At 54.0% G+C, this 13,045-nt stretch carries 11 protein-coding genes; 3 read left to right on the forward strand and 8 right to left on the reverse strand.

Translation table 11 applies throughout. From position 1 onward, the window contains the following. Positions 1-570: 570 nt before the first annotated feature. Complete coding sequence (locus SPV1_RS11125; protein ID WP_009851305.1) at positions 571-951, reverse strand: SpoIIAA family protein; 381 nt, start codon at positions 949-951, stop codon at positions 571-573. Between the two features lie 128 nt (positions 952-1,079). Between SPV1_RS11125 and SPV1_RS11130 the strand changes: the two genes are divergently transcribed. The 3 genes from SPV1_RS11130 to atpC all read left to right on the forward strand — a co-directional run bounded on the left by SPV1_RS11130 (position 1,080) and on the right by atpC (position 5,033). Next, positions 1,080-1,871, forward strand: coding sequence for an exodeoxyribonuclease III (locus tag SPV1_RS11130; RefSeq protein ID WP_009851306.1), 792 nt, complete (start codon positions 1,080-1,082; stop codon positions 1,869-1,871). Positions 1,872-1,986: 115 nt separating this feature from the next. Beyond that, entirely contained in the window at positions 1,987-4,491 is a 2,505-nt protein-coding gene (locus SPV1_RS11135) for an FAD-dependent oxidoreductase (RefSeq protein ID WP_009851307.1), read from the forward strand. A gap of 86 nt (positions 4,492-4,577) precedes the next feature. Next, positions 4,578-5,033, forward strand: a complete 456-nt coding sequence (gene atpC, locus SPV1_RS11140) for an ATP synthase F1 subunit epsilon (protein ID WP_009851308.1) — start codon at positions 4,578-4,580, stop codon at positions 5,031-5,033. A 50-nt stretch (positions 5,034-5,083) separates the two neighbouring features. On the opposite strand, the gene SPV1_RS11145 is transcribed toward atpC, so the two are convergent. The 7 genes from SPV1_RS11145 to SPV1_RS11175 all read right to left on the reverse strand — a co-directional run bounded on the left by SPV1_RS11145 (position 5,084) and on the right by SPV1_RS11175 (position 13,030). Continuing rightward, entirely contained in the window at positions 5,084-5,374 is a 291-nt protein-coding gene (locus SPV1_RS11145; protein WP_009851309.1) for a DUF6172 family protein, read from the reverse strand. Positions 5,375-5,480: 106 nt separating this feature from the next. Beyond that, on the reverse strand, positions 5,481-6,356 hold the full coding sequence (locus tag SPV1_RS11150; RefSeq protein ID WP_231288385.1) for a PA2778 family cysteine peptidase: 876 nt from the start codon (positions 6,354-6,356) through the stop codon (positions 5,481-5,483). A gap of 88 nt (positions 6,357-6,444) precedes the next feature. Continuing rightward, complete coding sequence (locus SPV1_RS11155; RefSeq protein WP_009851311.1) at positions 6,445-6,849, reverse strand: PA2779 family protein; 405 nt, start codon at positions 6,847-6,849, stop codon at positions 6,445-6,447. Positions 6,850-7,022: 173 nt separating this feature from the next. Beyond that, positions 7,023-8,144, reverse strand: a complete 1,122-nt coding sequence (locus SPV1_RS11160; RefSeq protein WP_009851312.1) for a GGDEF domain-containing protein — start codon at positions 8,142-8,144, stop codon at positions 7,023-7,025. A 206-nt stretch (positions 8,145-8,350) separates the two neighbouring features. Beyond that, positions 8,351-9,154: a tRNA pseudouridine(38-40) synthase TruA gene (gene truA / locus SPV1_RS11165; RefSeq protein WP_009851313.1), complete on the reverse strand. Its 804-nt coding sequence runs from the start codon at positions 9,152-9,154 to the stop codon at positions 8,351-8,353. Beyond that, positions 9,145-9,852, reverse strand: a complete 708-nt coding sequence (locus SPV1_RS11170; protein WP_009851314.1) for a hypothetical protein — start codon at positions 9,850-9,852, stop codon at positions 9,145-9,147. The genes truA and SPV1_RS11170 overlap by 10 nt, the downstream gene beginning before the upstream one ends. An 88-nt stretch (positions 9,853-9,940) precedes the next feature. After that, positions 9,941-13,030 carry a FimV/HubP family polar landmark protein gene (locus tag SPV1_RS11175; RefSeq protein ID WP_009851315.1) on the reverse strand — a complete coding sequence of 1,030 codons (3,090 nt, stop codon included), beginning with the start codon at positions 13,028-13,030 and terminating at the stop codon, positions 9,941-9,943. Between the last annotated feature and the right edge of the window lie 15 nt (positions 13,031-13,045).

Consider the following 13,045-nt stretch of genomic DNA (forward strand, 5'->3'; position numbering starts at 1 on the left):
CTCGGCAGACTGCTAGCGGGGAAAGCAAGCGGCACTGTCCTGCCGCGCGATAGTTGAAAAGTGATTGCTTTGGATTCCCCCTTATAGATTTGCCGAATAGAGTTATTCACTACAGGAAATAGCTGCGGATGCAGCGGCTGTAGTGAATGGCTCGTATGAGGAGCAAGCGGCGTTACCCCGCCGCGCGATAGGCTATAAGTTGGACGCTGTGATTCGGCACATCCATGTGTCTCACCCTTGCGGGCGAGCTTTTAGCTCGTCCAAATCAGCTCTCCTGCAGATTTGTCTTTCACCCCTTTTTTTGATTCAAGCCTCATGGCTTTCACCCTCCGGGCGAGCTAGAGCTCGTCCAAACGGCTCCTGCCTTTTTGTGATTCAGCACATCCATGTGCCTCACCCTGCGGGCAAGCTAAAGCTCGTCCAAACGGCTCCTGCCTTTTTGTGCCGCAAAAGAAAGGGGGATGCTCTGCTTTAGCAGAGTAGTATGTAGCTTTAAATGCATCTATCGCTTACCGGGGATCAAGAAGCACCCGCATATCGGCGGCTTAAACCGATCATGCATTGCGATACTCATGTTTGAAGCCAGCCTATGGCTGCATTGGCATCTTCAAAATATTTCACTTCACCGGCAATAAACCACGAACCCATTTTGGCGGCATACGATTGCCATTTTTTATTGCCGAAAATAGCGATCCTGTCGAATTCACTGCCATGCTTCAGACCGAGCCTGAAATCATCCCATGCCGCCCGGAGCTCCCACCCTTCCAGCTCTGATCCGTCGATAAAGACTTTTACCTTCGGATCTGTAACGCCCTCCAGTGCCGAATCAATCATCGGATTGATTTTTTCATAATCCTCATGCGTCAGTTTCCCTACAGCTTTCAGCGACAGAAAAAAATCACCGCCCACTCTTTCGATGCCAATGAAAAGGCCATGTCGGGTAATACTCATACATCTCTCCTTGCTCGATTTTCAACTCCCATCGCCGCAGAGATTATAGACCAGTCAAAACCGAATCGCAGTGACTGTTTGGCAGTTATAATTTTTGCACTTGTTTCGACCGGCTGCATAATGGCCGGATGAAAATTATCACCGCAAATCTCAACGGTATTCGATCGGCTACCCGTAAAGGCTTCTGGGAGTGGTTCGCCGCACAGGATGCCGACATCCTCTGCCTGCAGGAGTTGAAGGCACACATACATCAGCTGCCACCGGAATCACTGCTTAAGGATTATCACCGCCACTATCACTTTGCGCAAAAACCCGGCTACTCCGGTGTCGCGCTATATAGCCGCAAGCAACCGGATACGGTGCATGTCGGCCTGGGCTCAATCGATCCTGCTACCGACTGGTCGCGCTTTGATGCAGAGGGCCGTTTTGTCATGACCGATTTCGGCACCCTCTCCGTCATTTCCGCCTACTTCCCATCCGGCTCCGGTACGCCGGAGCGTCAGGCTGGCAAGATGGTATTTCTCGAGCAGTTTCTGCCGCTGATCACACGACTGAAGGATCAGGGGCGCGAACTGATCATCTGCGGTGATATCAATATCGCGCACCGGAACATCGATTTGAAGAACTGGCGCGGTAATCGTAAGAATTCCGGTTTTCTGCCGGAAGAGCGTGCCTGGTTTGATCAGTGTCTGAACGCCGGCTTCGTTGACCTGTTTCGCCAGCTATATCCTGAACGGGAACAATACAGCTGGTGGTCCAACCGTGGTCAGGCACGCGCCAACAATGTTGGCTGGCGTATCGATTATCATCTGTGCACGCAAAAAACAGCGGCAACAGCCTGCGAAGTGAGCGTATTCACCGATGCATGGTTCTCGGACCATGCGCCCGTTACAGCCAACTTCAACGATTTGAGCACCTGAACATGGGGCTTCATCTTTACCGCCCAATATAAATATTGCCATCTCAATTAGTATATTCTAATATACGTTTCACAGGCCGTTATGTAGTCCAAAACGGCATTTAAATGGAGATACAATGAAAATCATTATAGTCGGTGGCGTCGCCGGCGGAGCCACTGCAGCTGCACGCATCAGGCGCAACGATGAAACAGCAGAAATCCTCATGATTGAACGCGGTCAATATATCAGCTTCGCCAACTGCGGCCTGCCCTACCATATTTCCGGCATGATCGAAGAGCGTGAGCAGTTGCTGGTCACCTCGGAGCCGGCATTCACAGAGCGTTATCGGGTTGATGTACGCAGCCATACTGAAGCCATCGCTATTGACCGGAAAAACAAGGTTGTGCGGTTACGGAACGTGACCAGCGGTGATGAATACGATGAATCCTATGACAAACTGCTGCTCTCTCCGGGGGCTGAGCCGGTACGTCCGAAGCTGCCCGGTATAGACTCCCCGCGTGTCTTCGGACTGCGCAACATCGCCGATATGGATCGTATCATGACGCACCTGGCGCAGCACAATCCGCGCCGCGCCGTTGTCATCGGTGGCGGTTTTATCGGCATTGAAGTGGCGGAAAATCTGCATGAAAAAGCTGTTTTCACTACCATCGTGGAGGGATGCGACCAGATACTGACCCCGCTCGACTATGAGATGGCCGCCATCGTTCATTCCCACATGCGTGACAAGAACATTGAGCTCTATCTGGAAGACAAGGTAGAACAGTTTGAAGACAAGGATAGTCATACCGTGGTTTACCTGAGCAGCGGACGCCGTCTGCAAGCGGATCTGGTGGTACTGGCCATCGGCGTGCGTCCGGAAACCACGCTGGCCCGCGCAGCCGGTATCGATCTGGGCTCTACTGGCGGCATACGGGTCAACAGCCATCTGCAGACCTCCGACCCGGATATTTATGCAGTCGGCGACGCTATCGAAGTAACCCAGACCATCAGTGGTCAACAGGTACTGATTCCACTGGCAGGCCCGGCTAACCGTCAGGGACGCATGGCTGCCGATAACATGGTGTTCGGCAACAGCAAAACCTATCGCGGTACACAGGGCACATCGATACTCAAGGCTTTCGATCTGGCTGCCGCCACTACCGGCCTGAATGAGAAGCAACTGGTTGCTGCCGACATTCCGTTCTTAAGCTGCATCACACACAGCGGCTCGCATGCCAGTTACTATCCGGGTGCCAAACAGATCAGCCTTAAACTGCTGTTCACCGATAAAGGGGAGATTCTCGGCGCTCAGGCTGTCGGTGCTGATGGTGCCGATAAACGTATTGATGTGATTGCCACAGCCATTCACGGCAAACTCAATGTCGAGGACCTGACCGAGCTGGAGCTGGCCTATGCGCCGCCCTACGGCTCGGCCAAGGATCCGGTCAATATTGCCGGCTATGTGGCCACCAATGTGCTCAATAAATCGCACGAGTTGATTGAGTGGAAAGAGCTGCGTGCTGCTCTGGAGACCAAAGAATCCGATATGCAGCTGATTGATGTACGCACGGCTGAAGAGTTCGGTTTCGGCTCGATCCCGACCGCACGCAATATCGATGTCAATCAGCTCAGGGAACATCTGGATGAACTGGATGTGAACAAACCGGTCGTCCTCTTCTGCCAGATCGGCCTGCGCGGTTATCTGGCCTATAGAATACTCACACAGCATGGCTTTACTCAGGTGAGAAACCTCTCCGGCGGTTACAAGAGCTATGCCTGGGCTGTCGATAAACAGGCCAATCCGGATATTTTCGACTACGAAGATATCAAACGACGCGATCCGGAAGAGATTGAGGCTGAACGCAGCGGCAGCTGTGCTGTCAGTGCTGCCCTGATCGCCTCCGGCAGCACGGGTGAGTTGCATACACTCAGCGCCGTCGGTCTGCAGTGCCCCGGGCCGATCATGAAAACCTATAAAGCCATGCAGGCACTGGATGACGGAGAGCTGCTTGAAGTCACCGCTTCCGATCCCGCTTTTGGTCGCGATATCCGCGCATGGGCCAAAAAAACCGGTAACGATGTCTTATCGGTCAAAGCCGAGAAAGGGCTGGTAACAGTCCTGCTGCGTAAGGTGGCGGCTGTAGCTGCTCCGGCAGCAGCAGAGAGCCTCGACAAGTTGACGCTGGTTGTCTTCTCCGATGACCTCGACAAGGTGATGGCCAGCATGATCATTGCCAACGGCGCGCTCTCCATGGGTAAACCGGTCAGTCTGTTCTTTACCTTCTGGGGACTGGATGTCATCCGCCGGGTAGATGCACCGCATTTGAACAAACCGATGATGGATCGCATGTTCAGCACCATGTTGCCTTCTGATGCGGATCACCTCAATACGATTTCAAAAATGGATATGCACGGACTCGGTGCCAAAATGATTCGCAAGGTGATGCACGACAAGGGTGTGGAAACGCCGGGCCACCTGCTGCAGAGTTTGGTCGATGGCGGCGCACAACTGATCGCCTGCCAGATGTCGATGGATGTGATGGGCATTCAGGCCGAAGAGTTGATCGACGGCGTGGAAATCGGTGGTGTAGCAGCATTCCTGGGCGAAGCAGGCGAATCGGGAACTACACTGTTCATCTGAGCCATTGCAACGCACGACGCAATCAAGGGATGGATCATGGACGACGCATATATCTCAGTAAAAACCATGCTCATACGACGTAAACCATGAGTACACTCGATAACGGAAATATTGTTAACAGACACATGATGCATGTGCTTGTCGCAACTGCCGAGGAAGAGGTCTATCGGGGCGATGCGCTGAGGGTGGTCGCACCCGGCACTGCCGGTTCACTCGCCATTCTCCCCAATCATGCGCCGTTGCTGGCAACCATACGGGCCGGCGTTTTACGCATTGATTGTTGCCATGAAAAGCAGGAGCAGCGGTGTCTGCATGTCGTCGTTATCGGCGGATTTTTGGAGGTACATGCCAATAACGTCACAATATTGGCCGATGCTATCGAGCGAGCCCATGATATTGATGAGGCACGCGCCCAAAAAGCACTACATCAGGCACAAAGTGAGGCGCAAACTACGGGCCATACCGAGCGCACCATGCTGGCACTGGAAGTCAGTCTTGCCCGCTTGCAGGTTGTACGTCAAAGGTTGGGCGGTAACAGGTAAAGAGCGTTTAACGCCTTCACCTAACAGAGTCTACGGACAAACGATATGACCTAATTCGTCGTTGTCGCCCGATAATCCGGTCTGGCCAGAATTTCCACGTAGAATGAATCCAGCTGCTGCGCTTCGGCCGCATCAATGCATTTGCCGATGTCCGCCACGTGAACCACCTTCGCCTCTTCAGCCGTAGGACCGAATTTGCAGTCGAAGCTCCAGAATGCAGCGCCTTCCGGCAGCTCTCTGCGTCTCTCCCGCTTCAGGTACTTTTTAACATCGGACCTGACAGCATCAATCAGTCTGGCGGGCTTGATTTTCGGATGGCTTAACTGAAATGTTTTTTTCACGAGTCCTCACAACGGGTTGATCTATACTCCCAAGCCTGAGTCAGGCAGCCCCGCAGCGCAATCAACGATCGAAAAGCTTCCCCTTCGCCGGGAGCAAAACAATCGGCTAATGCAAACCGGAGCGTGCTGCATTCGCCCTTGCCCGTATCACCTCATCCCGAGTCTGCAGGTATAACACGCTCTGCTTATCCCGCTCTATCGCCTGGTCTGCCAGCGCCATAGCTGCATCCAGATCGCCCTGTTCCATTCGAATTTGGGCAAGATTATTCAGCGGTTCGGCAGCAAGTGGGTCAGCTTTGCTTGCCTTGATAAAAGCTTCGGCTGCCCCCTTGAGATCAGCCAGAGCATAACGGCTGTTACCGACACCCATCCATGCAGCAAGACTTCTTGGCCAGCGTCTGGTTGCCGCCACATAGGCAAGCAGCGCCTCTCTTTTCCGGCTATGCTCCAGTACTGTCACCGCGCGAAAATATGCGTTCTCTGTGACCGCGACCGGCAACTCGCCTGCACGATGGGCCACCATCGCCCAGGAGCCGGCACGCTTCCAGGTACGCTCAAATGTGCTCAAGGCAAGCTGATAGTCCGGAGTTTCACCGGAGTGCAGCCTTATGCTCCCCTTTGCAAGATCAAAACCGGTAACCACCGCATAATGCCATTGCGGTGCAACACTCAAACCAAGATTCTGCAGCACAACCACAGGATGACCCGCTTCTACCGCTCGCAGGATACTGCCCAGCTGTGGAATCAGCGGGTAGGCTACATATCCGTATCGGCGTGGCAGCGCCAGCATCTCAACCTGCAGGCTCCCTTCCCTGCCGGGAACAAACAGTCCGGAGCGTAACAGATCCGGCGAAAGTGACGCTCCGGCATGGTTGAGAGCCATAGCAAGAGATGCCGGGCCGCACTGGTGATCCTGTTGCGGAAAAAACGGCACCCCTTCGACATGGGCTGACTCGCTTATATCCATGGGCTTTGTCTGCATCAGGCTGGCAGTTTGCATGGCTGCACAGCCGCCAGAGAGCAGAACAACAAGAGAGAGGGCTGCCGAGATGCAGCCCTCTCTCCATCTGTTAACGGGCAGGATGAACAAACGGAAAGACGTCGGTAAATCCGAGGATATCGGTAATCAGCAACACTACAAACAGAAAAACAGCCGCACCGATCAGCGTGCCTACGAAGCCACCGGCGGGTAATGCATCGATCTTCCCTGCCAGCATCTCTACCTCATCATTGTTGAGGCTGGCAACACGCAGCTTCGCTTCATCGGGTGAAACCCCCTGCTGTTGCAGCTCTTGCTGCACTTCGGCTCGATTGAGAAAAGCGATTACCGTATCACGCTGCCGGTCTGTCTGCTGCTTCTCCAGAATCTGTTCCGTGGAGACCATTGCAGCATGCGCATACGGCAACTGAATACTCATAACCATCATGAGCGTAGCCATCAACGAGACCATGACATTATTCAGACATCTTTTCATACATTCTCCTTTATTCAGGCCGGCTATCACTAACGCCGGGCCTGAAGATCGTGATGATAAAGAGCCTGCCTCGCCATTCATGTGATGCAGCCTACAACGGGATGATGAGGCACAGCGAAAATCGTCAACCCTGTTTCCGGGGCAAGGCAATGATACATGTGCGCTGACGCTGATTATGCAGCAGCTTCCGCTGCCGCTGTTCTTACACAATTTTTTCCGGCACGCTTGGCTTCATAGACAGCCAGATCAGCACATTTTATCAATGCTTCATAATCGGCCATATCCACACTGCGTGCACTCAGACCAATGCTGACGCTCCCATGCCAGGCCCCGTCACCTGTTGGCACACTCAGTTCAGACACTTTTTTTCGCACCGACTCTGCAATAGAGAGGCCTGCATCCCGATCTGTATCCGGACAGATAATAAAGAACTCATCACCCCCCAGACGGCAGACAATATCACCACTTCGCGCCGCTTTCTGGAGTGTATTTGCCAACTCGCACAGTACCAGATCACCGGCATCGTGGCCGTAGGTATCATTCACCACTTTAAAATGGTCGGCATCAACCATCATGCAGGCCAGCGGCTTGTCCGACTGCAGTGATTCATCCCACAGGGCAGCCAGGGTGCGCATGGCATGCCGCCGGTTGGGCAGGCCGGTCAGCACATCCGAAAGTGATAGTTTTTCAAGCTGCAGATTGGCTTCAGACAGGGCGCGGGTGCGCTCGGCAACCCGTGCTTCAAGCGACTGATTCAGTTGAACCAGCTGCTTGTTTCGGGCTGAAACCTGACGAAACAGACCGTTGAGTGCGGCAAGCAACGGCTCGGTCGCACTGTCACTCTTGCGCTCCTCCGCCCTGTAGGCATCGGCAGGCGTTAAACCGGATGCAACAGCCTTCATCTGGCGCGCCATATTCTGATCTGCGCCGAGGATATGGTAGGCAAGCCAGTGGGTCAGAAACTCCATCAGGTAAGAGCTTGTATCAGGGCTGTCGGCAGAGATACCATCATGCATTGAGGTTACTTCATGCAGGAAGTCGAGGTGCTCTTTACGGTGGAAATCCTGATGACGTTGATCCAGCCCCACCTCCTGCATCAACTCTTCTTCACATTGAAAATGGTAATGTGCATAGGCAGCAAGCTCCTGGTATATCTCCTCGATATAATCCAGCGCGATATCGTTGCCGGCCAGGTGCTCTCCCAGCCTGTTAATCAGATCCACCAGATGCATATGCTGCTGATCCACATCAGCCACGCCGGTAATAAAATTACTGTCCCACTGAAATGCTACCATTACGCCCCCCCCGGTCACGATTCAGCCATGGCTTATATATAGCAAGGTTGCTACGCTCTTGCCAAAATGAGCTGCAAAAAATACCCGGCCTGATCGCGTGAACGGTCTTCGCCTCATTTATCGCGGTACCTGAACAGGCATTACATATGCTACCGTACACCGATAAATCGCAGTTGTGAATTTATATACCGCCGGGCAACGGCGCGTTAACAGGTGCCAATCAGATCCCGTGAGTAAAAATCATCATACCATGCATCGGTAAAGTAGAGACCGTGAGCCGGTGCGGTCGCTGCACCCAGCTGGCGGTCGCGACTGGCCAGCAGGGCAGCGAAATCATCCGGACTACGCTTGCCTGCCCCCACTTCAACCAGATTACCCACCAGGTTGCGCACCATATGATAGAGAAAAGCATCGGCAGACACATGAATATGGATACAGTGGCCATGCTGCACGATTTCCAGTGAGCGGATATGCTTCTCCGCATGCGCCGCCTGACAGCCTGCAGCGCGCAACGCGCTGAAGTCATGACGGCCCAGACAATGCACGGCCGCCCCCTGCATCGCCTCAATATTCAGACTTCTGGGCATCCACCAGTGACGCCAACGCTGCAGGGCCGAGGCGGTATTACGGTTCCATATCTGATAACGGTATGACCTGCCCCGACAGGCAAAACGGGCATGAAAATCGGCTGCCACAGCCCGTACGCCGACCACCCGTATCTCATCGGGCAAATGGCTGTTACAACCATGCAGATAAGCCCGCGGTGAGCGCTGCCAGCGGGCTGCAGAGACATCCGCATGTACCAGCAGTGCTTCGGCATGCACACCGGCATCCGTACGCCCTGCCGCCACCACCGTAAGCGGCTCGCCCTCAACAGCCTGCAACGCATCCTGCAGGCAGGCCTGAACCGAGGTCGCATTCTCCTGTTGTTGCCAGCCGTGAAACGGACGCCCGTCGAACTCCAGTGCCAGTGCAATACGCTGATGATCCATACCTGTGCTCATATCCATGCCAGCATCATGCAGGTTAATCCGATGATGCCAAGCAGCAGACTGGAGAGCCGTGCAGGCATACCTGTATATCTGTATGCTGAATGCAATTCCACCTGCGCCGGCCAGCGCAGCCACAAGGTCCGGGAGACAGGTGTGGCTGTGGCAAGCGCCTGAGCACAAGCACTGAGCAGCACTTGCGGCAGCATGCGCCAGTGCCGGCGCAAACCGTACTGTCGCTGAATCAAGCGTAGACGAAAACCGACCTGCTGCTGCATGGGTCGAATCATCCAGACAAAAGGCAGCATCCGCTTACCGATCATAGGAACAGCAACTATGACGTGCATCCACTCAGCCTGAGAGAGCATACGAAACATCAGCATGGCAGCCGTAAACATCGCCGCCAGCCGCGCACTGAGAAGCAGACCCAGATGCAACCCCTCCTCAGTCACCGGAATACCTGTACCGGGAAGCAGCAACTGACCGGGAGAAAACAGCGCGTGCAATATCAGGATCGGGACAATAAACCAGACCAGCAATTTCGACAGGCGCAACATGGTCAACCAGTTGGATTCAATAAAACGGATAAGGAGTGCTGCCAATGCGGCCAGAAACAGGCTCAACAGGATACTCCGGCTGCCGATTGCCATACCAATCAAACCGCTGCCCGCCAGAAAGCGGGCCATCGGGTGACACTCAAACAGAAATGCGGCGTTCATTCAGGTATACAACAACAGACGACAGCAAGGTAGTTCATCCGGGGTGGCACCAACGCTGCTGTGCAGGAAGGAGCCAGCAAGCCGGAAATCAACTCTTGTTTTCGTCTTTATCCGGCTTGGTGAATTCATCCAGCAGATGACCGAGCACCTGGGTTGCCCCTTCATCAGAGATATTATCGTCATCTTCTCTCCGGGCCTTGTCGATGCCATCGATACCCTGAGAATCAGTGCTCTCATCCATGTTGAACGATGCATCATCATCGGCAAATGCGCCCAGCAGGACATCCAGCTCCTGGGTTGCACCATGATCGATATCAAATGCATCCATCTCATCATCTTGCCGATCTGCCTCGCCGGACTCGAAGAAGGAGGCGTCAAGCTCATCAGAAGCCTGGCTGCTCTCATCATCATTATCGGCAAATGCACCCAGCAGAGAGTCCAGCTCCTGCGTCGCACCATGGTCGATATCCGCAGCCGAACCGGAGAGTGAACGCTCTTTCGCAGGCACGTCAAACACCGATTTGCCGAGCTCGCCAGCATCATCAAAGTTGATGAAATCATCATCGTTATCGAACTCACCGAGCAACTGATCCAGGCGCGTAGTTGCACTTGCATCATCGTTACTGCTGTCGGCCACATCCGCTTCGGAATCAGCGACTACCGGACTCTTTTCTGCTGGTTTAGCTGCTTCAGTATCATGGCTTTCAAAGTTGATCGGCTCTTCATCATCATCGCCATAAAATTCGCCGAAGAGTTGATCCAGGCGCATGGTTGCACCCATATCGGCATCGGTCGAGGCGACTTCGCCGGTCTGCTGCATCGAATCCGCCTGCGTTGCCGATGTCTCAGGCTGTGAAGGAGAATCCTGCTTATCTGTCGCTTCGACTGAGCGCTCTTCGGAAAACTCCTGCAACAGATTATCCAGCTCCTGGGTGGCGCCAGCTTCCTGATCACCCACCTGATCAACCGTTGCGGCATGATCGGCAGAAGTATCCTTCTGGTCGGTATCAGCAGATTCTTCTTCGTTATCAAACGCATCATCAAACAACCAGTCCAGCTCCCCGGCCGCCTGGTCATTCTGCTGCTCAGGCTGCGGAGCTTCTTCGTCCTTCTTCTTCTCGTTAACGAAGTCGGTCAGTTTAAAATTCAGTTCATCGAGGTCTTCTTCATCAATCTGCAGGGTGTCGCCACTGCCCACAGCTTCCCCGATAACGGGTTCTTCGTCTGCCACCAGGGGGGCCTTCTCATCCACGTCCCCGCCAAGCTCGGTAACCGAGGCCCTGAATCGGGCCAGATCAGTCGGTGCCAGCGCCATTGTAGCAACGGCAATGGTTTCATCGAAGCCCTTGGCATCACTCTTATTCAACAGGATTTCAGCTTTCTTGATATGGGCCTGGACATTATCCGGCTGCAGGCGCAGCGCCATCTCCAGCTGCTGTAGTGCCTCTTCATACATACCGTAACGTATGTACACATCGGCTTCCGATACATAATCAATCTCAGGGTCCAGTGCCGCGGCTGTGGAGTCAAAAGGTTCGAGTTCAGCTGTAGCAGTATCACTCAATGCATCAACAAGGTTATCCGTCCCCTGATGATCACTGTCGACACTCTCTTCGATCTCGGAAACTTCACTTTCGATAGTCTCAGCCAGTGCATCTGAGGCTGACGGAACAGCGGCTTCGGCAGGCTCAACCGGTGCAGACTCAACCGGTGCAGCCTTGGCAGGCGCAACAGGTGCGGTGACCGGTTGTTCAATATCCAGATTAACAGATGCGCCCGGATGAGCCGGCTCCCTGCGTAGCAGGATAACCACAACAGCAATCAGCACCAGTACAAGGGCGGTCAACAGCCAGACAATCCAGTCAGCAGTAGCCGCGACCTGCCCGACAGATGTTTGTTGGCGACGCTCCTTCTCCTGCTGATCCTGCAGGCGGGCAATCAGGATTTCCAGCTTATCAATACGCGCTTTGGATGATTCAATGGCCAGCGTATCGATTTTGTCCTGTAGCGCTTTCATCGTTTGGCTATTTTGGCCCAGCTGCTCCTGCAACTGCTCATTTTTTTGCTGCATACTGGCCAGCAACTTATTGGTCTCGGCCAGAACTGCGTTGTTTGCTGCGCTCTGAGCAGCTTGCTCTGAAGGCGCTGTAGCCTGACCTTCGCCTGATGGCGAGATCGCGCTCACAGTCGGCTCAGCTGGCGCTGCTGCAGACTTGCTCTCTGCCACTGTCATCTGAGTTGTAGCCGGCGCATGCACCGCTTCCACATCAGCCTGTCTACCGACACTGACGCGAGGGGCGTAACGGCTACGCTGCGCTTCAGCCACAGCCGCATAATGCGGCTGCTCGGTCAGTTTTTTCCACGCCTGCTGATGCTGGCGCATGATCTGCAAGGCTTCCTGCTTCGAGTGAACTTCCACTTCAGCCGCACTCGGCACTTTTAATACGCTGCCGGCCTTGAGCAGATTCATATTCTGCTTGTCAAAGCTGTCCCGATTCTTGTCAAACAGGGCAACCATCGTCTGGTTCAGACTGTAGCGATGATCAACACGCAAGCGTCTGGCTATCGTGGAAAGGCTGTCTCCTCGCACAATCGGCCCATACTTATCGGTTCTGGCCCAGTTATCATCCTGAGCAGCAGCTACAGGCGCCTTCGTCGGTGCAACAACCTGACCGGATGTGTTTGTAACAGGGGTTGTAGCTGCGTCGTTAGCGCTGTCGGAAACGGCTTTAACGGTAGGTTGCGGTTTTTTGCTGGCAGCCGCCTGCATAGCTTTACCTGCATCCAGAAATACCGGGTATTTACGGAAATAGGAGACACGACCTGTGCGTATTTTCAGCACCAGATTGAAATAAGGGGTTGAGATAGTTGTGCGGGATGAGAGTTGGACACGCGCACCGCGCTTGTCACTGACCAGATCGGCACGAATTGCGCTCAACACCGGATCACGGTAAACCTCAAAAATCCTGTAATCGCCCTTATCTGCGATCTGGACAAAAACCTGGGAAATCAGCTCATCAGAATCCAGTGTAAGTGGCACTTCCGCATAAAACGGCTCGCCAATATGACTGGCCACCTCTATCTTTCCGAGAGATGCTGCGCAGGCGCTGTCTGCAATCAGCAGCGACAGCATACCCAGACAAGCAGTAAACACGGCACGCTTCAGCCTATCTCTCATGAAAACCCTCCATCA

Origin of the sequence: Mariprofundus ferrooxydans PV-1, from assembly GCF_000153765.1 — a bacterium.
GTDB classification, from domain to species: Bacteria; Pseudomonadota; Zetaproteobacteria; order Mariprofundales; family Mariprofundaceae; genus Mariprofundus; species Mariprofundus ferrooxydans.

What these genes read in the sequence shown, in the direction of transcription:
- SPV1_RS11125 (WP_009851305.1), bottom strand. Translation starts at nt 951, where the DNA reads ATGAGTATTACCCGACATGGCCTTTTCATTGGCATCGAAAGAGTGGGC.
- SPV1_RS11130 (WP_009851306.1), top strand. Translation starts at nt 1,080, where the DNA reads ATGAAAATTATCACCGCAAATCTCAACGGTATTCGATCGGCTACCCGT.
- SPV1_RS11135 (WP_009851307.1), top strand. Translation starts at nt 1,987, where the DNA reads ATGAAAATCATTATAGTCGGTGGCGTCGCCGGCGGAGCCACTGCAGCT.
- atpC (WP_009851308.1), top strand. Translation starts at nt 4,578, where the DNA reads ATGAGTACACTCGATAACGGAAATATTGTTAACAGACACATGATGCAT.
- SPV1_RS11150 (WP_231288385.1), bottom strand. Translation starts at nt 6,356, where the DNA reads ATGCAGACAAAGCCCATGGATATAAGCGAGTCAGCCCATGTCGAAGGG.
- SPV1_RS11155 (WP_009851311.1), bottom strand. Translation starts at nt 6,849, where the DNA reads ATGAAAAGATGTCTGAATAATGTCATGGTCTCGTTGATGGCTACGCTC.
- SPV1_RS11160 (WP_009851312.1), bottom strand. Translation starts at nt 8,144, where the DNA reads ATGGTAGCATTTCAGTGGGACAGTAATTTTATTACCGGCGTGGCTGAT.
- truA (WP_009851313.1), bottom strand. Translation starts at nt 9,154, where the DNA reads ATGGATATGAGCACAGGTATGGATCATCAGCGTATTGCACTGGCACTG.
- SPV1_RS11170 (WP_009851314.1), bottom strand. Translation starts at nt 9,852, where the DNA reads ATGAACGCCGCATTTCTGTTTGAGTGTCACCCGATGGCCCGCTTTCTG.
- SPV1_RS11175 (WP_009851315.1), bottom strand. Translation starts at nt 13,030, where the DNA reads ATGAGAGATAGGCTGAAGCGTGCCGTGTTTACTGCTTGTCTGGGTATG.